This window comes from Nonomuraea sp. NPDC049129 (genome assembly GCF_040648495.1).
Lineage (GTDB): Bacteria > Actinomycetota > Actinomycetes > Streptosporangiales > Streptosporangiaceae > Nonomuraea.
Window position 1 is genome coordinate 19,422 of sequence record NZ_JBEZDU010000031.1, and the last position, 23,256, is coordinate 42,677.

General features: G+C 70.8%; 16 protein-coding genes. 6 read left to right on the plus strand and 10 right to left on the minus strand.

What is annotated here, in order from left to right; genetic code table 11:
• Positions 1–151 precede the first annotated feature (151 nt).
• Entirely contained in the window at positions 152–1,360 is a 1,209-nt protein-coding gene (locus AB0B64_RS51815; protein ID WP_358198223.1) for a crosslink repair DNA glycosylase YcaQ family protein, read from the minus strand.
• 251 nt (positions 1,361–1,611) lie between these two features.
• Here AB0B64_RS51815 and AB0B64_RS51820 point away from each other — a divergent pair, with 251 nt between their 5' ends.
• Positions 1,612–3,663 (plus strand): AAA family ATPase, encoded by a 2,052-nt coding sequence (locus tag AB0B64_RS51820; RefSeq protein ID WP_358198231.1) that lies wholly within the window; start codon positions 1,612–1,614, stop codon positions 3,661–3,663.
• Here AB0B64_RS51820 and AB0B64_RS51825 read toward each other — a convergent pair.
• A complete protein-coding gene (locus AB0B64_RS51825; RefSeq protein ID WP_357940272.1) occupies positions 3,626–4,222 on the minus strand; it encodes an ATP-binding protein in 597 nt (198 codons plus the stop codon). The two genes, AB0B64_RS51820 and AB0B64_RS51825, sit on opposite strands and share 38 nt — an antisense overlap.
• Complete coding sequence (locus AB0B64_RS51830; RefSeq protein ID WP_357940270.1) at positions 4,219–4,413, minus strand: DUF5999 family protein; 195 nt, start codon at positions 4,411–4,413, stop codon at positions 4,219–4,221. Before AB0B64_RS51830 ends, AB0B64_RS51825 begins: the two co-directional genes overlap by 4 nt.
• 357 nt (positions 4,414–4,770) lie before the next feature.
• Between AB0B64_RS51830 and AB0B64_RS51835 the strand changes: the two genes are divergently transcribed.
• From AB0B64_RS51835 to AB0B64_RS51850, 4 genes are read left to right on the plus strand one after another with little or no spacing between them, the layout of a single operon-like run.
• Complete coding sequence (locus AB0B64_RS51835) at positions 4,771–6,981, plus strand: LuxR C-terminal-related transcriptional regulator (RefSeq protein ID WP_358198246.1); 2,211 nt, start codon at positions 4,771–4,773, stop codon at positions 6,979–6,981.
• A 59-nt stretch (positions 6,982–7,040) separates the two neighbouring features.
• Complete coding sequence (locus tag AB0B64_RS51840) at positions 7,041–8,510, plus strand: sugar ABC transporter ATP-binding protein (RefSeq protein WP_358198257.1); 1,470 nt, start codon at positions 7,041–7,043, stop codon at positions 8,508–8,510.
• The gene (locus AB0B64_RS51845) at positions 8,507–9,598 is read left to right on the plus strand and encodes an ABC transporter permease (protein ID WP_358198266.1); all 1,092 of its coding nucleotides are present in this window, start codon (positions 8,507–8,509) and stop codon (positions 9,596–9,598) included. The genes AB0B64_RS51840 and AB0B64_RS51845 overlap by 4 nt, the downstream gene beginning before the upstream one ends.
• A gap of 10 nt (positions 9,599–9,608) precedes the next feature.
• Positions 9,609–10,745 (plus strand): substrate-binding domain-containing protein, encoded by a 1,137-nt coding sequence (locus AB0B64_RS51850; protein WP_357940262.1) that lies wholly within the window; start codon positions 9,609–9,611, stop codon positions 10,743–10,745.
• A 28-nt stretch (positions 10,746–10,773) separates the two neighbouring features.
• Here the strand turns inward: AB0B64_RS51850 and AB0B64_RS51855 are convergent, their stop codons facing one another.
• The 7 genes from AB0B64_RS51855 to AB0B64_RS51885 form a co-directional block, all read right to left on the minus strand.
• Positions 10,774–12,471 (minus strand): ABC transporter family substrate-binding protein, encoded by a 1,698-nt coding sequence (locus tag AB0B64_RS51855; protein WP_357940260.1) that lies wholly within the window; start codon positions 12,469–12,471, stop codon positions 10,774–10,776.
• 22 nt (positions 12,472–12,493) lie between these two features.
• On the minus strand, positions 12,494–14,518 hold the full coding sequence (locus AB0B64_RS51860) for an ABC transporter ATP-binding protein (protein ID WP_358198286.1): 2,025 nt from the start codon (positions 14,516–14,518) through the stop codon (positions 12,494–12,496).
• Entirely contained in the window at positions 14,515–15,393 is an 879-nt protein-coding gene (locus AB0B64_RS51865; RefSeq protein ID WP_358198298.1) for an ABC transporter permease, read from the minus strand. Before AB0B64_RS51865 ends, AB0B64_RS51860 begins: the two co-directional genes overlap by 4 nt.
• Positions 15,390–16,376 carry an ABC transporter permease gene (locus tag AB0B64_RS51870; protein ID WP_357940253.1) on the minus strand — a complete coding sequence of 329 codons (987 nt, stop codon included), beginning with the start codon at positions 16,374–16,376 and terminating at the stop codon, positions 15,390–15,392. Before AB0B64_RS51870 ends, AB0B64_RS51865 begins: the two co-directional genes overlap by 4 nt.
• 112 nt (positions 16,377–16,488) lie before the next feature.
• Positions 16,489–18,831 carry an AAA family ATPase gene (locus AB0B64_RS51875; RefSeq protein WP_358198315.1) on the minus strand — a complete coding sequence of 781 codons (2,343 nt, stop codon included), beginning with the start codon at positions 18,829–18,831 and terminating at the stop codon, positions 16,489–16,491.
• A 64-nt stretch (positions 18,832–18,895) separates the two neighbouring features.
• The gene (locus AB0B64_RS51880; protein ID WP_357940248.1) at positions 18,896–19,792 is read right to left on the minus strand and encodes a haloalkane dehalogenase; all 897 of its coding nucleotides are present in this window, start codon (positions 19,790–19,792) and stop codon (positions 18,896–18,898) included.
• A gap of 15 nt (positions 19,793–19,807) precedes the next feature.
• The gene (locus AB0B64_RS51885; protein WP_358198327.1) at positions 19,808–21,538 is read right to left on the minus strand and encodes a hypothetical protein; all 1,731 of its coding nucleotides are present in this window, start codon (positions 21,536–21,538) and stop codon (positions 19,808–19,810) included.
• A gap of 177 nt (positions 21,539–21,715) precedes the next feature.
• Here AB0B64_RS51885 and AB0B64_RS51890 point away from each other — a divergent pair, with 177 nt between their 5' ends.
• A complete protein-coding gene (locus AB0B64_RS51890) occupies positions 21,716–23,245 on the plus strand; it encodes an MFS transporter (RefSeq protein WP_358198340.1) in 1,530 nt (509 codons plus the stop codon).
• The last annotated feature ends 11 nt before the right edge of the window (positions 23,246–23,256 follow it).

The following is a 23,256-nucleotide window of genomic DNA, read 5'->3' on the forward strand; positions in this document are numbered from 1 at the left end:
AGGCCCACATCCGCCATTAGTCCTCGGGCGGGTGGTGGTGAAGAGGAGGGGGCGGGCGCGGGAGATCGCTCCCACATCCGCCATCAGTCCTCAAGCGGGGCGGTGGCGAGGAGGAGGGAGCGGGCGCGAGAGATCGCTCCCACATCCGTCATCAGGCCTCAGGTGGGGCGGTGGCGAGGAGGGAACGGACGTGGGAGATCGCGTCGTCGAGCAGGCTCTCGGGGACGGGCTCGAACAGGTCGGTCGTGATTCGCCCGTTTTTGGCCTCCCACACCCCGGTTACTCGCCCCCGGTGGACGATGACCGGCGAGATCCAGCCCGCCTGGCGGCTGACTTTGGGTTTGGCGGCGGTGGGCAGCAGCGGTGTGAGGGTGCGGGGGGCAGCCAGGATGTACTGGTCGAAGCCCGGCAACAGGTGCACACCCTCGGACGGCTTGGTGGCGGCGAGCTCGTCCAGCTGCTCGGTCAGGGCGAGCAGCGTGTGCCCGTCATCGGTCTCGACCTTGGTCAGCTCCGGAGCCAGGTCGCGGAACCAGCCCTTGAGCACCGCCTTCCTGGCCACGCCCCCGAACAGCCACGTGTCGAACATTTCCGGCGTCGCCGGTCCATGCGCGCCGAGGAAGGCCCGGGCCAGCCGCACGCCTGCCTCCTCGTACGGCGGGAGCTCCGACGGCCAGCCGGGCAGCCAGGCGCGCGGGGCGGTGAAGGTCACCCTGCCGTCGCGGGGCGGGCCGTAGCAGAGCTCGCCGAGGCGGGCGAGCGGCTTGAGCAGGGCGCCCCAGCCCGAGGTGAGCGCCGCACGCAGGTGCTCGTCACCGGTGACCTCGACGACGGCCTCGACCAGCTCCTCCCGAGTCAGCGCCGAGCTTGGGGATGCGTCCTGGGGCAGCGCGGGCCTTGGAGATGCGTCTCGAATCAGCACCGGGGAGGCGTCCCGGGTCAGGGCGGGGGACGCGGGACGGGACGTTCGCAGCGCTTCGGGGACCGCCTCGATGATCGCGGCGATCTCCGCCGCCGTGACGCCGTGGCCGCGTTGCCAGGAGCCTTTCTCCCAGGTCCGCAGCGTGGCCAGCGCCGCGCAGTAGTCGGCCAGCTCGTCGGCGGGCAGCAGGTGCAGGGTGCCGCGCATGATCCACGTCTTGACCAGCGTGCGCTCCTCCCACAGCGCCCGGCCGATCCCGCCCGGGTCGGGCCGCGCGCTCCGCACCGCCACGGCCAGCTGCGCCGAGGAGGCCACCTGGGTCTGCACGCCGCACAGTCGGCGCGTGATCGCCACCGCGTCGCTCCCGTCGGCAGCGCTGACGAACTGCCTGCGCAGGCGCCAGGCGAGGATCTTCGGCCAGGTCAGCTGGATCGTCACGGCATCACTTCTACACCGGAGCTACGACAGTTCCCCCAAGCCCCCCAGAGAGGCCACCGGGTGCGGCGGAAACGGTCCGGGCATAATCTGATTGATGACGGCTAAGACCTGACGGCAGTGAAAGCCTGAGCCGCTGGAGCAGTCATGACTGAGGTGGCATCGCACGTCGGCGAGCGTCAGCACGCCTCGGACGACCAGAACGCATCATGATCCAGGCAGCGCGCGGTCGTACGATCCGGGCCCGTCCTCGCGTGGAAGGGTCCAGCTTCGTCGGGCGCAGGCACGAGCTGGCCGCGGCCAGGAGGGGGCTGTCTCAGGCCCGCTTGCTGACCCTGACCGGCACCGGCGGGGTCGGCAAGACCCGGCTCGCGCACCGGGTCGCGGAAACCCTTCAGGGCACCTACAAGGACGGCGTGGAGGTCGTCGAGCTGGCCACGCTGGAGGCCGGCCACCTGCTGGAGCCGGTCGTCGCCGGGGCGCTGGGACTGCGCGAGGCGGGACCCGACCCCATGACCGCGCTGGTGGACCACCTGTCGGACAAGCGGATGCTGCTGGTCCTGGACAACTGCGAGCACCTGCTCGACGACTGCGCCCGCTTCGTGGCCCGGCTGCTGCGGGGCGCTCCCCGGGTGCGGATCCTGGCGACCAGCAGGCAGACGCTGAGTGTGTACGGCGAGCAGGTGCTGCAGATCTCGTCCCTGTCCGTGCCGGGCTCCAGCCGCCCCCTCAGCCACATCGCCCGGCAGGATTCGGTGCGCCTCTTCGTGGAGCGGGCGGCGAGTGCGGCGCCCGGCTTCTCCCTGGACACGGGCAACGCGGCGACCGTGGCACGGCTGGCCCGGCGTCTGGAGGGGATCCCGCTGGCGATCGAGCTGGCCGCGGTGCAACTGCGCGCCTTGCCCCTGGAACAGCTGGCGCGCGAGCTGGACGAGCGCTTCGAGGTGCTGGCGACGGGGAGCCCCGCCGCGCTGCCCCGCCATCAGACGCTGCGCGCGACCATGGACTGGAGCTTCCGCCTGTGCTCACCGGCGGAGCGGCGGTTGTGGACCCGGCTGTCGATGTTCCCGGGCGGGGTCGACCTGGATGCGGCCGAGGCGGTGTGCTCGGGTGAGGGGATCTCCCCCGCCGAGGTGATCGATCTGGTGGCCGGGTTGGTGGACAAGTCGATCCTGGTCTGCGAGCGGTGGGAGGCCGGGCTCAGGTATCGCATGCTGGAGAGCATCCGCGCGTACGGGTGCGAGCAGTTGTCGCCCGCGGAGAAGCGCGTACTGTGCCGACGCTACATCGACCACTACCGGGATCTGGTCGACCGGCACCAGATCGACGAGATCGTCCCGGACCAGGCCGAGCGATACCTGCTCCTGCGGCAGGAGCTGCCCAACGTGCGCGTCGCACTCGAGCTCTGCCTCAGTGAGCCGCGCCTGGCTCACGTGGGACTCGAGACGGCGTCGAGGCTGTGGTGCTTCTGGCTCCTGGCCGGCGCCCTCACCGAGGGCCGCTACTGGCTGGAGCGCGCCCTGGAGCTGACGCGTACGCCCGACAGCGCGCGGGCGACGGCGCTCTGGGTGGACAGCATGCTCGCCCTGCGCCAGGGCGACCTGGCGGCGGCGGTGCCGAGACTGCGGGAATGCCATCTCATCGCCCGGCAGCCGGGGAACGAGGCTGTCCTGCCGTTCGCCATCCGGACCTCCGGTGTCGCCGCGTTCTCCACGGGTGACACCCAGCGTGGCCTCGCGCTCCTGGAGGAGTCGCTCGCCCTCTTCAGGGCCGCCGGAGACGTTCACGGCGTCGTGCTCAACCTGTACTACGCGGCGGCGTACGGCTCGATCGAGAACCCGGAGCGAGCCGTCCGGCTGGGCGAGGAGCTCTTGGCGCTGTGCGAGACCCATCACATGGTGGTGTCCCGCGGGTACGCCCAGCTGGCACTCGGCATCGCCGTGTGGAACCTGGGTGACTACCCACGAGCCGACGCGCTGGTGAGGGCGGCCGCCGAGTTGACCGAAGAGGTCAACGACCGCTGGTGCCTCACGCAGTGCCTGGAGGTGCTGGCGTGGATCGCCGGTGCGCGTGGGGAGCATGAACGGGCCGCCCGGATGCTGGGGGCGGCGCACTCGCTGTGGCAGGCGGCGGACGCCTCACCCACCCGGCTGTGGTACCACGCGAGATGGCACGAGCGCTGCGTGGAGCAGGCCCGCGAGACGCTGGGGAACCGAGCGTTCGCGGCGAGCTTCCGAGACGGGACGCGACTCGGCGTGGAAGGCGTGCTCACCTGTGATATGCCGACTTGTGCGGTGAAGGACTGAACCCGTCCGACTTCGCGGCGCAGGCGGCGGAGAGTTCGAACCAGACTGTCTTCCCCCTGGATGTCGACTCACTGCCCCAGCAGCAGGCCAGCAGGTCGATCAGGTCCAGTCCGCGGCCGTGCTCGTCGCCCGGTGTGGCCTGCTGGAGACAGAGCGGCGCGGTGCCCGCGTCCTCGACCTCGCCGCGCAGCAGGCCGTCGCTGCTGTAGAGGGTGAGCCGGTGCGGTCCCGGCGCGTGGCGCAACGCGTTGGTGACGAGCTCGCTGACCAGGAGCTCGGCGACCTCGGCCAGCTCATCGAGCCCCCATGCGGCGAGACGGGCACGGGTGAGACGTCGCGCCTCCGGCACCGAGGACATGCCCGGGGAAAGCGACCAGGAGGCGACCTCCATACCGCGGAGGTGGCCGGAGCCGGTGACCAGCTCCCCGAGGCGCCGGATGCCCGCCTTGAGGCGGTCCCAGAGCGGCGTGTGGCCGTCCCAGGGCATGGCCCTGTCCCCCGGGTCGTCCTGCCGGAGTGTGCTCTCGGCCATGAGCGCGGATCCGGAGTACTGGTTCATGCCGCCCGTCCGAGGTGGCTGTGGTGGGCGGGAACGCTACGCCCGTCGGGCAGGATCTCACCGTTGTCCTCGAAGACCACCACGCCGTTGCACAGCAGACCCCACCCCTGCTCGGGATGGAAGGCCACCAGGCGCGCGGCCTCGCGGTCGCCGGCGTATGCGGATGGGCACCGAGGCTGGTGCTGACACATGATCATTCCTTGGTTCGGTCGCTGCTGTCACGACGTTCTTGGCTGACCACACCAGCATGCGCATGCGGACCGTGGAAGTAGGACGGGATAAATGCCCGGATAATTACCTGTTCCTACCTACGTAGGTAAGGAGCACGTAGCTACGGGGCGGCTATCATCGCAGGTCAGGACGCCATCAGCTGAGTGACCGCTCACACCCGGGCGCACCGGACTCGCGCGGCAGAGATGAGTTAGCCTGAAATTGTCATGGGGACGATGACACGGCGGCAAGCGGGGAACCTGCCGGCCGAATTGACGAGTTTCGTTGGTCGTCGGCATGAGCTAACCGAGACCAAGCGTCTGCTTTCCGCTGGCCGGATGGTGACGTTGACCGGCGTCGGCGGAGTGGGCAAGACGCGGCTGGCGCTGAGGGTCGCCGCGGAGATGTCACGGGCCTTCCCCGACGGGGCGTGGTTCATCGACCTGGCGCCGCTGGTGGCCGAAGAGCTGCTCGCGGAGACCATCGCCGACACGGTCGGCTGCCGCCAGCCGACCGTGGCCGCGTTGTCCGAGCATCTGCTCAACAAGCGTTTGCTGTTGGTGCTGGACAACTGCGAGCACGTGCTGAACGAATGCGCCATCCTGTCCGGCAAGCTGCTCTCCGCGACGACTGAGCTGCACATTCTCGCGACCAGCCGGCAGTCGCTCCAGGTGCCGAGTGAGCACCTCCTGGAAGTGCCGCCGTTGACCGTATACGGGACGGGCGAGGCGATGGTCGCGACCGCCGACGCGCGCTACGAGGCGGTGAGACTGTTCGAGGACCGTGCGGCGGCCGTCGTGCCCGGTTTCACCGTCGATGCCGCCAACAGCGTGGCGGTGACGCGGCTGTGCCAGCGGCTCGACGGGATTCCGCTGGCCATCGAGCTCGCGGCGGTACGCATGCGGGCATTGTCCGTCGACCAGATCCTCGAACGGCTGAACAACCGGTTCCGGTTGCTGGCGACGGAACGCTCGGTCGCGGTGCCCCGCCAGAAGACGCTGCGGGCGCTGGTGGACTGGAGTCATGACCTGTGCTCGCCCGAGGAACGACTGCTGTGGGAACGCTTGTCGGTCTTCTCCGGCGGCTGCGATCTGGAAGCGGTCGAAGAGGTGTGCTCGGGCGACGGGATCGCCCGGGAAGACATCCCCAGTCTCCTGATAGAGCTGGTCGACAAGTCGATCCTGCTGCGGAGGACGCAGGACACCGGCGTACGTTTCGAGATGCTGGAGACGCTGCGCCAGTACGGATGGGAACGGCTCACCGATTCCCGCCAGGAGACGACGCTTCGGCTGCGTCATCGCGACTGGTGCCGCGAGCTGGCCGCGCGGGCGGAGGCCGAGTGGTTCGGCGAGAGCCAGATGGAATGGCTCGTCCGGATCCGTCAGGAGCAGGCCAACGTACGGGGGGCGCTGGAATTCTGCTTGACCGAGCCGAGTCAGGCCTGGGCCGCCCTCGAGATCGCCGCCGCGATGTGGAGCCACCGGCTTTCGTGGAGCTCCCCCAGCGAAGGACACCACTGGCTGGAGCAGGCGCTGGCCCAGGAGCCCCGCCCCATCGCCGCGCGGGCCAAGGCCCTGTGGGTCGACGCGTGGCTCCTGCTGCTGCAGGGCGACCTCTTGGCCGCACAGCCCCTGTTGCTGGAGTGCCGCGCTCTGGCCGAGCGGCTGGGTGATGAGGCGCAACTCGCCGGCGCACTGCACATCACCGGATTTTCCGCGCTGCTGGCCGGAGACTTCGCCCGATCGTTCGCTCTCCTGGAAGAGGCCCTGGTCCGCCGCCGCGCCCTCGGCCACCGGGGTCATTCGTGGGTCGCCCTCTTCCAGCTGAGCATGGTCGCCGTGGTCATGAACGATCCCCGCTCGACGGCGCTCTGCCAGGAGGCCTTGGAGGCATCCCAGAAGGCGCACGCGGACTGGTCCGTGTCCTACGCGTTGTGGATCACGGCCCTGGACCGGTGGCGGCACGGTGATCCGGGCACCGCCGTCGCCATGATGCGCGACGCGCTGCGGTTCAAGCTGCGGTGCAACGACCATTTCGGCATCGCCGAAGGCCTGGAAGGACTCGCCTGGATCATCGCCGACCAGCATCAGGACGGCCGCGCCGCTCAACTGCTGGGCGCCGCGCACATGGTCTGGCGGTCGATCGGGACGTCGCTCTCCGGACTCGGACATCTGGCGGGTCTCCACAGCCGATGCGAGGCCCGGCTACGACGGAGCCTCAAGAACGAAGGGTTCACCGCGGCCTTCACGCGCGGCTCGGATTTCACGCTCGACCAGGCCGTCGCCTATGCGCTGGAGGAGAAGCCGGCCAGCGACACCGCGAGCCCCCCGCCCGAATCCGATGTCGCGTCCGTCCTGACCCGCAGAGAGCGGGAGATCGCCGAACTGGTCGCACAAGGGCTGAGCAACAAGGAGATCGCGGAGACTCTGGTGATCGCCCAGCGCACCGCCGAAGGCCATGTCGAGAACATCCTGCGCAAGCTGAGCTTCACCTCCAGGTCGCAGGTGGCCAAAGCCTGGAGCTCGCGGCAGCAGGCCGGTAGACCGTGACCGTTCTCGCGGATCCGGCGTCACGGACCGCCTCGGAGCCACTCATCCGCATCCGTGGAGTGAGCAAGCGATTCGGCGGCACCACCGCGCTGGAAAGGGTGGATCTCGACCTCCACCACGGCGACATTCTCGCCCTGCTCGGACAGAACGGCGCCGGAAAGTCGACGCTGATCAAGATCCTTGCCGGGGTCTATCGCGCCGACGAAGGGGAGGTTGAGGTGGCCGGCCATCCGCTGGGCAGCCAGGCCGCCTCCCGCCGCATGTCGTTCGTCCACCAGGACCTCGGCCTCGTCGATTGGATGTCCGTCGCCGAGAACATCGCCCTGGGCACCGGCTATCGCCGGCGCGGCGGTCTCATCTCCTGGCGCGGGGTGCGCGAGCGCTGCGTGGCGGCCCTCCGATCCGTCGCGATCCACCTCGACCCCGATGAGCGGATGGCCGACCTCACCCGCGCCGAGCGGTCGCTCGTCGCCATCGCCCGCGCGCTGGCCGCCGAAACCGAGATCGTCGTCCTCGACGAGCCGACCGCGAGCCTGCCCGCGCCCGACCGCGCCCGCCTGTTCGGCGCTTTGTGCGCCCTACGTGACCGAGGTCACGGGATCGTCTACGTGAGCCACCGGCTCGACGAGGTGCGTGAGATCGCCGACAGGGTCGCGGTCCTTCGCAACGGGCGCCTCGTCAGCCAGGGGACCCTCACCGGCGGCCATTCCACCACCCTCGTACGTGACATCGTCGGGCGCGAACCGACGCCCCACCGGCGCCCGAACCGCGACCTCGGAGAGGTGGTGCTGAGCCTCACCGGCGTACGCACCGGGCAGGCCGGCCCGATCAGCCTCGACCTGCGGGCCGGTGAGGCCATCGGTCTCGTCGGCCTCACCGGTGCCGGGCACGTGGATCTCGGCCGCGCTCTGGCCGGCGCGCACCCCATCCTCGCCGGCCACATGCTGCTCGACGGGCGGCCCTATGGTCCACGGTCGGTGTCGGCGGCCGTCGACGCGGGTGTCGGCCTGGTGGCGAGCGACCGGCAGGAGGAAGGCGCCGCCCCGGGCCTCAGCGTCCGCGAGAACTTCCTGGCGAACCCCAGGGCACACGGCCGATCACCACTGAGCTGGATCCGGCCCCGTGTGGAGCGCGCCGAGGCGGCGGCGCTCGTCGCCTGCTTCGGCGTCCACCCCGCCGATGCCGAGGCGCCTCTTGCCACCCTGTCCGGCGGAAACCAGCAGAAGGTCATGATCGGCCGTTGGCTCGGTACGAACCGCCACCTCCTGATCCTCGAGGAGCCGACGGCCAGTGTCGATGTCGGCGCCAAACCCGAGATCTACCGGCTCCTCGACGAAGCCCTCGCCGGCGGGCTGGCGGTCATCCTCGTCTCCGCCGACTTCGAGGAAGTCGTGAACGTATGTGATCGCGCCCTCATGTTCGTCCGGGGGACGGTGACCACCGAGGTGGCCGGTGCGGCCCTCACGGTCACCGCCCTCACCCACGCCGCGTCGGTCGCGCCCGCTGTCACAGGTGCGAATCCCCGATGACCACGAGAGCCCCGCGCCGGCGGCGCACCGCCGGCCACTTCGTCGGCAGCTATGGACTGCTCGCTCTGACGGTCGTCCTGTTCGTGGTGTTCACACTCGCCCTGCCGGACACCTTTCCCACGATGGCCAACCTGACGTCGATCCTCTCGGCTCATTCGATCACCGCGATCCTGGCGCTGGGCGCGATGATCCCCATCGTCACGGGGAAGTTCGACCTGTCCATCGGCTATGGCCTCGGGCTCGGACACGTCGTGACCTTGCAACTCATCATCGCCGGCGGCCGGCCATGGCCCCTGGCCTGTCTCGGCGTGCTCATCGGCGGCGCGCTCGTCGGCGTGATCAACGGTCTCCTCGTCGAGTTCGCCAGGATCGACTCGTTCATCGCCACCCTGGGCACCGGCAGCGTGCTGTACGCCATCACGGGCTGGACGACCAAGGGCGCCAGGATCGTGCCCGGCCCGCAAGGTCTTCCGCCCGCCTTCACCGGCATATCCGACTCGACGTTCCTGGGCCTGCCCGTCCCCGCGTTCTACGTGCTCGTCCTCGCCGCGGTGCTCTGGCTCGTGCTCGAACGCCTCCCCGTCGGCCGCTACCTGTACGTCATCGGCTCGAACCCGCGGGCCGCCGACCTGATCGGCATCCCGACCCACCGGTACGTCGTCTACGCCTTCGTGGGCTCCGGACTGGTCACCGGCTTCGCGGGCGTCCTGCTCGCCGCTCAGCAGCAGATCGGCAATCCGAGCGTCGGGATCGACTATCTGCTGCCGGCGTTCGTCTCGGCCCTGCTCGGCTCCACCGCGATCAGACCCGGACGGGCCAACCCTCTGGGTACCGTCGTCGCCGTCGCCGTGCTCGCGATCGGCCTGTCGGGCATCGGTCAGCTGGGGGCGGACTTCTGGGTGACGCCGCTGTTCAACGGGGTCACCCTGCTCATCGCGGTCGGGCTCGTCGGCTACGCGGCCCGGCGCCGGCTGCGCGCGGGACCGGCCGCGGCACGCCGCACGCCACCGCCCGCGCCTCCGTACGAGTCCGCCGCCACACCGTCCCGTGACCCATCGCCACCGCGAACCGTCCCACCTGCGGGGTAAGGATCCGAGCGTGAACCGCTTCTCACGCATCGCGACGGCGCTGGCGGTGGCCTGCGCGCTCGCCAGCGGCTGCTCCCGGGGCTCCGCCGGCTCGGCTCCCGGCCCCGCACCGGGCCCGTCGGCGAGCTCGTGTCCCGGTGTCCTGTCCGTGGCCGGGCCGGCCGTCGCGCGGGCCGAGGGGATCGTCCCCTGGAACGGTCCCACGAGCGGTCCGCGAGCGGTCCGCGGCAAGAACCTCGTGTTCGTCGCGGCGACCATGACCAACCCCGGCGTCGCGGGCACGGCCAACGCGGTGCGGGAGGCCGGGGAGTCCATCGGCTGGAACGTCCGGGTGATCGACGGGCAGGGCACTCCGGCCGGGGTACGGGAGGCCCTCGGCCAGGCCGTCGCCCTGCGCCCGTCGGGGATCGTCATCGGCGGTTTCGACCCGAACTCCGCCGCCGAGCAGATCGAGCGGGCCGGTGACATGCGCATCCCGCTCGTCGGGTGGCACGCGGCGAGCCGGCCCGGGCCCGGCGCGAACCCGAGGCTCTTCACCAACATCACCACCCGGGTGGAGGAGGTCGCGAGAATCAGCGCGTTCTGGATCATCGCCAGGTCGAAGGGGCACGCGGGAGTCGTCATCTTCACCGACTCGTCGATCCCCTTCGCGGAGAACAAGGCACAGCTGATCAAGAAAACGCTGCTGAGCTGCTCCGGTGTCACGCTGCTGTCGTACCAGAACATCCCGCTTCCCGACACGGGCAGCCGCACGCCTCAGGCGGTCTCCTCGCTCCTGTCGCGCTTCGGCGATCGATGGACCTACTCGGTCGCCATCAACGACCTCTACTTCGCCGACGCGGCGGCGCCCCTGCGCGCCGCGGGCAAGGCTGGCGATGGGCCCCCGTACGCGATCGGCGCGGGTGACGGCGACCCGTCGGCGTTCCAGCGCGTCCGGGACCGCCAGTTCCAGCAGGCCACCGTTCCCGAGCCGTTGAACGCGCAGGGCAGCCAGATCGTCGACGAGTTCAACCGCGCGTTCGCCGGGCGGCCCCCGAGCGGGTACGTCGCGCCGGTGCATCTGACCACGCAACGCAACGTCGACGACGCCACCTCGTGGGACCCGCCGGGCTATCGCGCGGCCTACGAGCGGATCTGGCACGGCTGACCGAGTGGGGTTCAGGCGAGCGCCGACCTCAGCGGGTGAAGCCGATGTCCTGGTAGCGGAGGTCGTAGAAGCCGCGGGCCCCCACGTTGGCCAGCGTCTCGCTGACCGCCACGTTCTGCGGCCTCTGGTACAGCGGCAGCACGTTGACCTCCTGCCAGATCAGCTTGTCGGCCGCGTTGGTGTCCGCGTGCGCCTGCTTCAGGTCGAGGCTCTGGCCGGCCTGGTTCATCGCCGCGTCGATCTCGGGCGAGCCCACGCGACCGAAGTTGGCGTTCCACGTCTGCCCGTTCGGCGAATTGGCGTAGATCCCAAAACTGCTCGAAACCGGAAAAGGCGTGCCAATGTACGCGAACGGCGTCATATCAAAGTTGCCGGGGATGACGTACTTGGTGAAGAAGTCATCGCTGGGCACGGCCTGGATGGTGAGCTTGACCCCGATCTGCGCGAGCATGCTCTGTGCGAGCTCGCCCTCCGACTTGCCGGTCTGCACGCCCGACGGCACCACGAAGCGCAGGTCGAGCGACTTGCCGTCCTTCTGGCGGACGCCACCGCCGCCCAGCGGCCAGCCCGCCGCGTCGAGCAGGCGCCTGGCCTGGGCCGGGTCGTAGACGCCCAGGGCGCCGGCGTTGTCCTGGTAGCCCTCCTGGGTGTTCATGAAGAAGTGGTTGTTCAGCAGCGCGATCGGCCAGTCGAGGCCCTGCAGGTCGGACTGGGCGATCGCCTGGCGGTTGATGCCGAGCTGGATGGCCTGCCGGACCCGCTGGTCCTTCAGCAGGTCGCTGGAGCCGTTGAAGGTGATGTGGCGGAAGTCGGGGCCCGCCGCCTGACGTACGGTCGCGCCCGGGGTGGTCTTGGCGCGCGCGTAGTCGGGCGCCGACGGGCCGACGTCGGTGATGTCGAGTTCGCCGTTGCTGAACGCGCCGATCAGGGAGTCCTGCTCGGAGGCGCGGTAGATGATCTGGTCGAGCTTGGCCCGGTCGCCCCACCAGGTGTCGTCGCGGACGAGCGTGATCGTCTTCGCCGTCTGGTCGAAGCCCTTGAACTTGAACGGCCCGGCCGTCACCGGGATCTTGTTCAGCCAGGCGGTGTTGTAGGCCTCGGGGGTGCTGTTGGTGGAGGCCGGCATCAAGGGACTGAACAGCGACTTCCAGTCGCCGAAGGGCCGGGCGAACGTCACGACGACCGTGTAGTCGTCGCGCCCCCGCCGTACGTCGGAGATGTCCTGGTAACCGGTGGACGAGACGATGTGGAAGGCGGGGTTGGTGCCGTTGAGCGCCTTCCACTGGGCCTGGTAGTCGGCCCAGTCGATCGGCTTGCCGTCGGACCACTTGGCCTTGGGGTTGAGCGTGTAGGTGACGACCTGGTGCGGATCGCGGGAGGTGACCTCGGCGCTGATCAGGTAGTCGGGGTTCGCGGTGATGTCCGCCTTCTCGTCGGATCTGAACGGCGCGGGCAGCAGCGCGTTGCTGACCACCGCGGCCACGGCGAGGTTGCCGTCGACGTGGTTCCTGTTCCACTGGGTGGGGAACTCGTTGATGCCCCAGCGCAGCGTGCCGCCGTCCTTGACCTTCTCACGCGGCTGCGGGTTGATGTCGTACGCCTTGACGTTCCGCTCGTCCCCCCGCGGGCCGCCCGCGAGGCCATCGCTGCCGCCAGGGCCCCGCCCGCAACCCGCCAGGCACAGCGAGCCGGCCAGGGCGACCACGATCAGGCGTGATGCTTTCATCGAGCGAATCCTCCCGCTTAGCTTAGGTGACTTCGAGCTTCTCGGCGTAGTGACAGGCGGCGCCCTGGTCCTTGTCGAGCAGGTGCACCGAAGGCTCGACGGCCACGCACACGGCGCGTTCGTCATCGGTCAGCTCGGCCCTGAACTTCGGGCACCGGGTACGGAAGCGGCAGCCCGACGGGGGGTCGGCCGGACTGGGGAGATCGCCTTCGAGCAGGATCCGCCGGCGCGAGCGCTCGCGGACCGGGTCGGGCAGCGGGATCGCGGACAGCAACGCCTGTGTGTACGGGTGCGCGGGAGCGTCATAGACGGCGTCCACCTGCCCGATCTCGGCGATCCTGCCCAGATACATGACGGCCACCCGGTCGGCGATGTAGCGCACCACGGCCAGGTCGTGCGCGACGAACAGGTAGGACAGCCCGAGCTCGGCCTTCAGCGCGTCGAGCAGGTTGATCACACCGGCCTGGATCGACACGTCCAGCGCGGAGACCGGCTCGTCGAGCGCCAGGAACCTGGGTTCGAGCGCCAGCGCGCGGGCGATGCCGATGCGCTGCCGCTGTCCGCCGGAGAAGTCCTGCGGGTAGCGGGCCGCGTGGGAGGGGTCGAGCCCGACCAGGTCGAGCAGCTCGGCCACCCGGCCGCCCGGATCGCCCTTGCCGTGGGTGCGCAGCGGCTCGGCCAGGATGTCGTAGACGGTCATGCGCGGGTCGAGGGAGGCGAGCGGGTCCTGGAAGACGACCTGCATGTCGCGCCTGATCGCCATCCGTTCGGCGCCGCCGAGGCGGGCGGTGTCGTGCCCGAGCACGACGATGCGGCCCTCCTGCGGCTCGGCCAGCTCCAGGATCTCCATCAGCGTCGTGGTCTTGCCGCAGCCCGACTCGCCGACGAGGCCGAGCGTCTCGCCCTCGCGTACGTCGAAGCTGACCCCCTCCACCGCGTGCACGGTGCCGACCCTGTGCTTGAACACCGATCCGCGCAGCAGCGGGTAGCGCTTGACCAGCCCGTCGACCTTCAGCACCGGCTGCCGGTCCTGGCGCGGCCGTGCCTCGCGCGGCTCGACGGGGACCGCGTGCTTGGCCGCCACGCGGGGGCGTACGTCCGCCCAGCGGATGCACGCGGCCTGGTGCGCCGGGCCGACGTCGACCAGCGGCGGCTCGGCGGCCTCGCAGGCGTCGATGCGCATCGGGCAGCGCGGCGCGAACGGGCAGCCCGGCGGCAGCGCCGCGGGCGACGGCGGCGCGCCCTCGATGGGCACGAGCGGGTGCCGTCCGTCGGTGTCGACGCGCGGGATGGAGCTGAGCAGTCCGACGGTGTAGGGCATGCGCGGCCCGTAGTAGATGTCGTCCACGCTGCCCACCTCGACCGGCCGGCCCGCGTACATCACCAGCACCCGATCGGCGAACCCGGCCACCACCCCGAGATCGTGCGTGATCATGAGGATCGCGGCGCCCGTCTCCCGCTGGGCCTTCTTCAGCACTTCGAGCACCTGCGCCTGGATGGTGACGTCGAGCGCGGTGGTCGGCTCGTCGCAGATGATCACGTCGGGGTCGTTGGCGATGGCCATCGCGATCACCGCGCGCTGCCGCATCCCGCCGGAGAACTCGTGGGGGAAGGCCAGGGCCCGCTCGGCGGGGTTGGGGATGCCGACCAGGTCGAGCAGCTCGACGGCCATGGCCGCGGCCTGCTTCTTGGTCACCTTCTGGTGGACGCGCACGGCCTCGGCGATCTGGTCGCCGACGCGGTAGACGGGGGTCAGCGCGGACAGGGGGTCCTGGAAGACCATCGACATGGTCTTGCCGCGGAAGGCGGTCAGTTCGCGCTGCCGGGCGCCGATCAGCTCCTTGCCGTGCAGCCGCACCGAGCCGGTGACCGTGGCGCCCGGCGGCAGCAGGCCCATGACCGCGGCCGAGGTGACGGACTTGCCGGAGCCCGATTCGCCGACGATGCCGAGCACCTCGCCCTGGCGTACGGCATAGCTGACGCCGCGTACGGCCGCCACGTCGCCGAAGGAGACGTTGAGGTCGGTGACCTCAAGGACGGGGGTCACCGTGGCCTCCGGGAGGCAGGATCGAAGGCGTCGCGCAGCGCGTCGCCGATGAGGTTGACCGCGAGCACGGTGACCACCAACAGCCCGGCGACGAACCAGAACGTCCACGGCGCGTAGAGGGCGGTCCGGGAGCCGTCGGCGATGAGCGTGCCGAAGGAGACATCGGGCGGCTGGATGCCGAAACCGAAGTAGGACAGCGAGGTCTCGGTGAGGATGGCCGCGCTGACGTTGAGGGTGGCGTCGACGATCAGCAGCGACGACAGGTTGGGGATGATGTGCCGGAAGATGATGCGCACCGGCGAGACGCCCATGAACCGGGCGGCCTGGATGAACTCCCGCTGCTTCAGCGAGATCGTCATCCCCCTGACGATCTTCGAGGTGACCATCCAGAGGAACAACGCCAGCATGATCACGAACAGCACCCACTGCCCCGCCCCGAACAGCGGCGACATGACGGCCAGGATCAGGAACGCGGGCAGCACCAGGAGCAGGTCGGCGCCCCAGGTGAGCGTCCGGTCGGTCCAGCCGGGGAAGTAGCCGGCGAACGCCCCGACGACGGCGGCCAGCGCGGTGGACACCAGCGCGGCCAGCAGCCCGACGATCAGCGACTTGCGCATGCCGCGCAGCGTCACCGCGTAGACGTCGGCGCCGGTCTGCAGCGTGCCGAACCAGTGCTCGGCCGACGGCGGGCTGAGGAAGGCGGTGAAGTCCTTGTCGGTGTAGGACCACGGGCTGAGCGCCGGCCCGGCGAAGGCCAGCAGGAACAGCAGCACGAGCACGCCGAAGCCGATCCGCCCTTGCGTGGACTGGAAGAACCTCCAGGCGACCACCCGCAGCCGCGAGGGAGCCCGTCTACCGACGAGCAGCGCCGTCATCCGGCCCTCACCCGGGGGTCGAGGGCGGCGTGCAGCAGATCGGCCGCCAGGGACGCGCACAGCACCGCGATCGCGGCGATGAAGGCGATGGCCGCCACGGTGTTGACGTCGTTGGTGAAGATGGAGTTGATCAGTTGTTCGCCCAGCCCGTGCCAGCCGAAGATCTTCTCGGTGAACGTCGCGCCGGTCAGCAGGGCGCCGAAGGTGAACGCGAAGTAGGTCGCGACGGGGATCAGGGCGGTGCGCAGGGCGTGGTGGATGAGCGCCTGGCTCCTGCTCAGCCCCTTGGCCATGGCGGTGCGGACGAAGTCGGCGCCGAGCACGTCGAGCATGGTGTTGCGCTGGTAGCGGCTGAAGACCGCGGTCAGCCCCAGCGACAGGGAGATCGTCGGCAGGATCAGGTGCCGCAGCCGGTCGCTCACGGTCCCCCAGAAGCCGGTGTCGAGCCCGTCGCTGTATTCGCCGCTGACCAGGAAGAGCCGGTGCCCGAAGAGCCGATCGTTGGCCAGGGTGCCGAGCAGGATCAGCATGTTGGCCAGCACGACCACCGGCATCGCGAGCACCAGGAACGACATCCCTGTCGACAACCGGTCGAACCACCCGTACTGCTTGACCGCGGCGGCGGCCCCGACGACCACCCCCAGCAGGCTGCCGAAGATCAGCCCGAGCATGACCAGCCGGAAGGTGACGCCCATGCGTCGTTTGAGGTCCTCGTTGACCGGCGAGCCGGTGACCGTACGGCCGAAGTCGCCCTGCACCACGCCGCCCGCCCACGTCGCGTAGCGCTGGAGCAGCGGCGTGTGGTCGTTGAGGTTGAGCGCGGTGAGCTGGGCGTCCACGACGGCCGGCGGCGGCTTGGGGGTCCGGTCGGCGTAGTTGGAGCGCGGATCGAGGGCGCTGGCCGCGAGCATGTAGGCGAGGCTGGCTGCGACGGCCACGAGCACGAGATAGTTGAGCAGCCTGCGGGCCAGGAACCCCGCCATCGCCCTCCCCTTCGGCGCGCACGATGTGTAGTCATATTGCTACACCATGCGAGCATCGGGGCGCACGGAACTACCAAACTGCAGTCTGCTTAACGTCCGGAAAGTTCGCTGTCTAACGTCCGGAAAGTTCGTCCACGGCCATGCGGACATCGTCGCTGGTGATGGTCGTCAGCTCCGCCGAGCTGGCCGACCCGCCACCCCCCGCCAGAGCGGCGAGCCGTACGTCGCGGCGCATGGCCGCGCGCTCGAACAGCGACCTGGCGAAGCGCCCGTTGCCGAGCCCGTCGATCAGCCGCTCGTCGCAGACCCAGGCGAAGACCTCGTCGAGGTCGCGCAGCGCCGCCTCGTCGAAGCGGTCGCCCGATTTGTCGGCCAGCAGCACGGCGATCTCGGACAGCTCCCGGGCGGAGTAGCTGGGGAAGGCGACCCGCTGGTTGAACCGGCTGGCCAGGCCGGGGTTGGTGGCCAGGAAGGTGTCCATCTCGCGCTGGTAGCCGGCCAGCACGATGACGAGCCGGTCGCGGTCGTCCTCGGCCCGCTTGAGCAGCGTCTGCACGGCCTCGGCGCCGAACGCGTCGCCGCCGGAGTAGCCCGGGTTGACCAGGCTGTAGGCCTCGTCGATGAACAGCACGCCGCCCAGCGCCCGGTCGACCAGCTCGTTGGTCTTGATCGCGGTGGCGCCGAGGTGCTGGCCGACCAGGTCGGCCCGCTGTGCCTCGACCACGTCGGGCCTGGCCAGCAGCCCGAGCGCGGCGAAGATGCGGCCGATGACCCTGGCCACTGTGGTCTTGCCGGTGCCCGGCGGGCCCGCGAACACGAAGTGGCGCGTCTGCGGCGGCGTGGGCAGCCCGCGCTCCTGGCGCATCCGGGCGACCTGGAGCTGGGCGGCGATGGCGTGCACCTGTCGCTTGACCGGCTCGAGCCCGGCCATCCGGTCGAGGTCGGCCAGCGCCTCCTCGATGGTGGGGGTGTCCTCATAGCCGCGGAAGCGGGCGGTCAGCTCGTCGAACGCCTTGGTCACGTCGGCGGTCGTGGTGGTGACGAGGTCCTCGGTGGTCGGCGTCCCGCCCGCGCCCACGACGCGCACGTCACGGGCCGTCGCGGCGGCCTCGACGAGGCTGCGGACGAACCTGGCGTTGCCCAGCTCGTCGACCAGCCCGCGCCGCTGGACGTCCTCGAACAGGCCGAGCAGCGCGGCGCGCGCGTCGGGCGCCATCGTGTCGCCCCGGTGCCGCTGGAGCAGCTCGGTGATCTCCGCCAGCTCACCGGGCGAGTAGCTCGGAAAGCGCACCCGGGTGGCGAACCTGCTGGCCAGGCCGGGGTTGCTGGACAGGAACGAGGTCATCTCCTGCTCGTAGCCGGCCAGGATGATGATCAGCCGGTCGCGGTCGTCCTCGGCCCGCTTGAGCAGCGTCTGCACGGCCTCGGCGCCGAACCTGTCGGGCTGGCCGTCGGAGGAGTTGATCAGTCCGTACGCCTCGTCGATGAACAGCACGCCGCCCAGTGCCCGGTCGACCAGCTCGTTGGTCTTGATCGCGGTCGCGCCCAGAAACTCCCCCACCAGGTCGGCCCGCTGCGCCTCGACCACGAAGGGCGTCTCGAGCAGGCCGAACGCGTAGAAGATCTTCGCCACCGTGCGGGCCACGCTGGTCTTGCCCGTGCCGGGCGGGCCGAGGAAGACCAGGTGCCTGGTCGGGCGGCCGGCCTTGTAGCCGGCCTCGGCCCGCAGGCGGGACGCCTCGATGGAGGCGGCGATCGAGCGGACCTGCTCCTTGACCGGGGCGAGCCCGATCATGCCCTCCAGCTCGGCCAGCGCCTCCTCCACCGAGATGTCGGGCAGCCCGCCGGCCTTCTCGGGCGGCGCCTCCGGCCGGCCGTCGCGGGCCCTGACCCGGACCTGCTCCTCGGCGCTGAGCGCGTTCCTGGCCCGGCGGGCGGCGATGAAGCGCTGGACGAGGACGGCGGTGGCCGCGACGTAGGCGACCCAGACCGCGGCGGCGTCGGAGACGAAGGAAATGGCCGCGGCGAGCACCCCGGCGGGGACGAGCGCCATCAGCACGCTCAGCCACGGCGTCACCCAGCGGATCAGGTGCGCGGCGGCGGCGACGGGCACGGCCAGCATCATCAACAGCGTGGGGGCCAGTGAGGGCGGCGGGAGGAGCGCGTAGAACACCGGCAGCAGCGCGCACCAGCCGATGAGCACCAGCACGGTCGCGGCGGCACGCGGGAAGCGCAGCGTCAGCGCGAGGAACGCGAGCACCAGCAGGGTGATGAGAAAGGTCTTGAACAGGTCCCAGCCGAGCGCGGCGGCCACGCCGACGGTGGCGATGAGCACGACCACGTGCATCACCCGGCGCATGGCCGGGGGAAGATGGAAATAGCGCAGCCGCACCTGTTCAAACAGATCCCGCGCCGCGGTCCGCCCTGCGGTCTGGGCCCTGCCGGACTCACGCATCACGCCTCCCCGGTCCGCCCCTGGTTATACCGCACCAGACCGACGATTGGGCGGACCTGACACGCTAGGTGCCGGTGACGAATCGTGCGATGTGGCGGCCGAGTTCGCCGCCCGCGTCCTCCTGGAGGAAGTGTCCGGCGCCCGTGATCACCGGATGAGCGCGTCCCGCCGCGCCCGCCATCGACTTCATGAGGATCGGCGCCATACCCCCCGTTATCGGATCTCCGTCGGAGAAGGCCACCAAAAAGGGGCGATCGAGCGTGGTGAGGACCTGCCAGGCGGCGCGGTTGGCGGGCGCGGCGGGGTCGTCGGGGGTGATCGGCACGAGCCCCGGCATGGCCTTCGCGGCGGCTTTGTACGACTCGTCAGGGAAGGGGGCGTCGTAGGCGGCGCGCACGGCCGCGGAAAGTTCGGTCTTGCAGCCCGACTGGACGAATCTGGCGATGTCCAGCGCGGGAGCGTTCATCACCGCGTCTTTGAAGCGATGCCACAACTCGGGCATGGGAATGTCACCCGTCGGCAAGCCCGTGTTGGCCGCGACGATCCTGGCGATGCGCTCCGGATGCTCACCGGCGATCCGCAGCCCGATCAGGCCGCCCCAGTCCTGCCCGACCATGGTGACGCCGGTCAGCCCGAGCGCGTCGAACAGCAGCGCGCGGGTCCACTCGACGTGCCTGGCGTAGGTGTGGTCGGCCCGTTCGGCCGGCTTGTCGGAGCGGCCGAAGCCCACCAGGTCGACGGCGATGGCCCGCAGCCCGGCCGCCGCCAGCTCGCGCATGACGTGCCGGTAGAGGAAGGACCAGGTCGGCTCGCCGTGCAGCAGCACCACCGGCGCCCCGTCGGCGCGGCCCGTCTCGACGTAGGCCATGCGCAGGCCGTCGGCCACCTCGGCGTAGCGCGGCTCGTAGGGGAAGTCGGGCAGGTCGGCGAAACGCTCTTCGGGGGTACGGAGGGTCCGCATAGAACGATATTCTAGCTAGCGCCGCTGGTGCCGCCCGGGAAACTCCCCCATGAGCACCTGCTTGGGAGTGACCCGCAGCAGGTCCGAATCGGCCACGGCGATGCCGCGCACCTCCACCCAATACCTGCGCTGCAGCGGGTCGGCGGCGAAGACCGCCACCCGTGGATCCGCCTCGACGGCCGCCCGCGCCTGCGTCTCGGCGACCAGTCTGAGCTCTCCCGACGGGGTGACGGTCGCCGCCGTGCCCACGACGCGCGGGCCGAGGGAGTCGCCGAAGGACAGCACGACGCTCCTGGCGTACGTGAACGCCTGGCGTACCTCCGGAGTGAGCGCGACGGACGGGGCGTCGCCGGTGGGCAGGTCGCACATGATCAGTGACGCGCGCCATGGCCCGGGCCCGCCGCGCCACCAGGCGCGCGCGGCGCGCAGCGCGAACACCGCCACCGCCGCGCAGAGCGCGCCGAGCCCGGCCCGCCAGGCCCAGACCAGCCCCAGCAGGCCGCCCGCCGCGCAGGCCACGGACGCCAGCACGACCAGGCCGGTCGCGACCGGCAGCCATCTGTCCTCGCGATGGCGGACCCGCCGGTAGGAGACCAGCAGCGGGTACGGCACCGCCACCGCGAGCACGGCGGCCCGTGGCTCCACGGCCAGCGCCCCGCACACCAGGGGCACCAGCACCGACCACGTCCTGCCGAGCATGATCCAGAGCGTGACCCCCGTGTTACGCCTGGCCGTGCGCTCGGCGGGCACCCGGGCGAACTGGGCCAGGGCCCGCATCGGGCTGCCGCGCCAGAGCTCGGCCAGCGCGCGCATGCCCGCCGTCACCGGCCAGCCGAGCACCACCACGCCCGCCAGAGCAGCCCAGACCGGGTCGAACGCCGTCGGCAGGTCCGGCAGCGCGCCCATCGTCAGCCAGCCCGCGAACGCGGCCACCGACGCGACGGCCGAGGCCAGGGCGGCGCCCAGCCAGGGGTCACGGCCGAGCATGGCGGGGACGTAGGACCACACCCCTACTCTGCGCACCTGCCTGAGCGTGATCGGGACGAGCAGGACCAGCACCAGGAGGCCGCCGAGCCGGCCCTCGCCGCCTCGGTCGAAGCCCAGGGCGGCCACGACGATGGCGATCGTCGCGAGCGCGACCAGCAGGCGGGACTGGCGCGACCAGACCTCCAGCGCCCGTCTGGCCCGGCCGCTCTCGCGCGGGTCGATCGGCCAGGCGGGGTCGCGGTGGGCGGGGAGGCGGTCCCAGCGCAGCAGCGTCAATCCGAGGTTGACGCGGGCCTGCGGATGGGCGGGATCCCGGTCGAGCGCGGTCAGGTAGGCGCGCCGGGCGGGCGCGTGCTCGGCGCGGAGCAGCGCCTGGTCGCCGCGCAGCACGTGAGGGGCGGCCTCCTCGGGGGCGTACGCGCGGGCCAGCGCCGCCTGCTCGACGGACTCGTCCCAGTGGCCGGGGACGCGGCGCAGCGCGGTGCCCAGCCGCAGCCGGGCCGGCCAGGAGCCCAGAGCGAGGCGCACCGCCTGCTCCGCGGGCGCGACCGCGTCGGCGTCGCGGCCCTGGCGTTCCAGCGCGAGGCTGATCAGGCGGTAGGCCCACTCGTTGGCCGGGTCCATGTCGGCGGCCGTGCGAGCGGCCTCCAGCGCGGCCTCGGGGCGGCCCGCCTGGAGTCTGGTGACCGCCTCTTCACACCATTCGCGGGGGGATCTGTCGGTCCTGTCGGCACTTTCGGCGGTCCCCACGGACCCCATGATCGGCTGACCGGACAGAGATGGATAGGCCGGGACATATGGCTGTGTCTCTCTAGAGAGGTGCCTCAGGCCGTGGATCGGCCGATACCGCTGTCCCGAGTGGATGGCATGGCCTAAGCTGCCACGCAAGTTCATGTGGGCCTTGCGTGAGATCGGATCGGCCTGCAAGGAGGCCCCATGACCGTCACTCAGGCCGCCCCGGTCCTCCGGCGCGCGGTTCAGCAAAATCGGGACAACCGCTGGTCCATCCTGGTGCTGCTCTGCCTGAGTCTGCTCCTGATCACCGTGGACGCGACCGTCCTGCACATCGCCGTGCCCACTCTCACCGCGGCGCTGGAGCCGACGGCGGTGCAGTTGCTCTGGATCATCGACATCTACTCGCTGGTCGTGGCGCCACTGCTGCTCCTGTTCGGCACGCTCGGCGACCGCTACGGGCGCAAGCGGCTGGTGCTGGCGGGTTACGTGCTGTTCGGCGTGGCCTCGGCCGTCGCCGCCTTCTCTCCCACGCCGCTGGTCCTGATCCTGGCCAGGGCGCTGCTCGGGGTGGGCGGCGCAATGATCATGCCGGCCACGCTGTCGCTGATCCGCCAGGTCTTCCCCGACCGGCGTGAGCGGGCCATCGCGCTGGGCGTCTGGAGCGCGGTCGCCGCGGCGGGAGCCGCCGTGGGGCCGCTGATCGGCGGGGTGCTCGTCGGCATCTGGTGGGGCGCGGTCTTCCTGATCAACGTGCCCATCCTGCTCGTGCTGCTGCCCGCCGCCGCCCGGCTGCTGCCGGAGTCGCGGCACCGTGGCGGGCAGCCGTGGGACCGTCTCAGCGCCGCGCTGTCCGTGTTCGGCATCCTGGCGGTGGCGTTCGGGCTGAAGGAGGCGGGAGCGGGCAGCCTGATCCCGTTCGGGGCCTCCGTCCTGGTCTTCCTCGCCGGGGTGGGGCTGCTCGTCTGGTTCGTCCGGCGGCAGCTGCGGCTGGCCTCGCCGCTGCTGGAGGTCGGGCTGTTCCGGCGGCGTGAGTTCGGCACCGGGGTCGCCGGGGTGCTGCTGGGTGTGTTCGCGCTGGTGGGGCTGCAGCTGATGCTGGCGCAATACCTGCAGCTCGTGCTCGGCGACACCCCGCTGCTGGCCGCCGTACGGATGCTGCCGCTGGTGATCTCGGCGATCTGCGGCGGGCTGGCCGCGGCGCACCTGCTGCCCCGGATCGGCCTGCGCGCCACCATGAGCGGCGGGCTCGGCCTCGTCGCGCTCGCCCTCACCCCCACGCTCACCTGGGGCGTCGAGGCGCATCCCGTGATGCTCTCGGTCTGCTTCGTGGGCGTCGGGTTCGGCGTACAGGTGGCGCTGCTCGCCGCCTCTGACACGATCATGTCCTCGGCCCCCGAGGCCCAGGCGGGCGGGGCGGCGGCCATCGAGGAGACCGCCTACGAGCTCGGCGCCGGGCTCGGGGTCGCCGTGCTCGGCACGATCACCACGATCGCCTACGCGCCCGCGTTGCCCGCCGTTCCCGGAGTGTCCGGCGGTGGCATGGACGAGGCCAGGCAGTCTCTCGCCAGCGCCGCGCACGTCGCCGACAAGGTCGGCGGTGGCGCCGGCGGTGCGCTGCTCGACGCCGCCCGGTGGGCCTTCGTCAATGCCCTGCACACGACCGTCGTCGTGAGCGTCGTTCTGCTCAGCCTGACCGCCATCGCCGTGGCCACGCTGCTGCGCCGTGATTGAGGTGTGTGATG

Coding starts and splice junctions, on each gene's coding strand:
- AB0B64_RS51835 (WP_358198246.1), top strand. CDS start 4,771: ATGGTGACGTTGACCGGCGTCGGCGGAGTGGGCAAGACGCGGCTGGCG.
- AB0B64_RS51880 (WP_357940248.1), bottom strand. CDS start 19,792: ATGCGGACCCTCCGTACCCCCGAAGAGCGTTTCGCCGACCTGCCCGAC.
- AB0B64_RS51845 (WP_358198266.1), top strand. CDS start 8,507: ATGACCACGAGAGCCCCGCGCCGGCGGCGCACCGCCGGCCACTTCGTC.
- AB0B64_RS51885 (WP_358198327.1), bottom strand. CDS start 21,538: ATGGGGTCCGTGGGGACCGCCGAAAGTGCCGACAGGACCGACAGATCC.
- AB0B64_RS51875 (WP_358198315.1), bottom strand. CDS start 18,831: ATGCGTGAGTCCGGCAGGGCCCAGACCGCAGGGCGGACCGCGGCGCGG.
- AB0B64_RS51825 (WP_357940272.1), bottom strand. CDS start 4,222: ATGAACCAGTACTCCGGATCCGCGCTCATGGCCGAGAGCACACTCCGG.
- AB0B64_RS51830 (WP_357940270.1), bottom strand. CDS start 4,413: ATGTGTCAGCACCAGCCTCGGTGCCCATCCGCATACGCCGGCGACCGC.
- AB0B64_RS51870 (WP_357940253.1), bottom strand. CDS start 16,376: ATGGCGGGGTTCCTGGCCCGCAGGCTGCTCAACTATCTCGTGCTCGTG.
- AB0B64_RS51865 (WP_358198298.1), bottom strand. CDS start 15,393: ATGACGGCGCTGCTCGTCGGTAGACGGGCTCCCTCGCGGCTGCGGGTG.
- AB0B64_RS51890 (WP_358198340.1), top strand. CDS start 21,716: ATGACCGTCACTCAGGCCGCCCCGGTCCTCCGGCGCGCGGTTCAGCAA.
- AB0B64_RS51855 (WP_357940260.1), bottom strand. CDS start 12,471: ATGAAAGCATCACGCCTGATCGTGGTCGCCCTGGCCGGCTCGCTGTGC.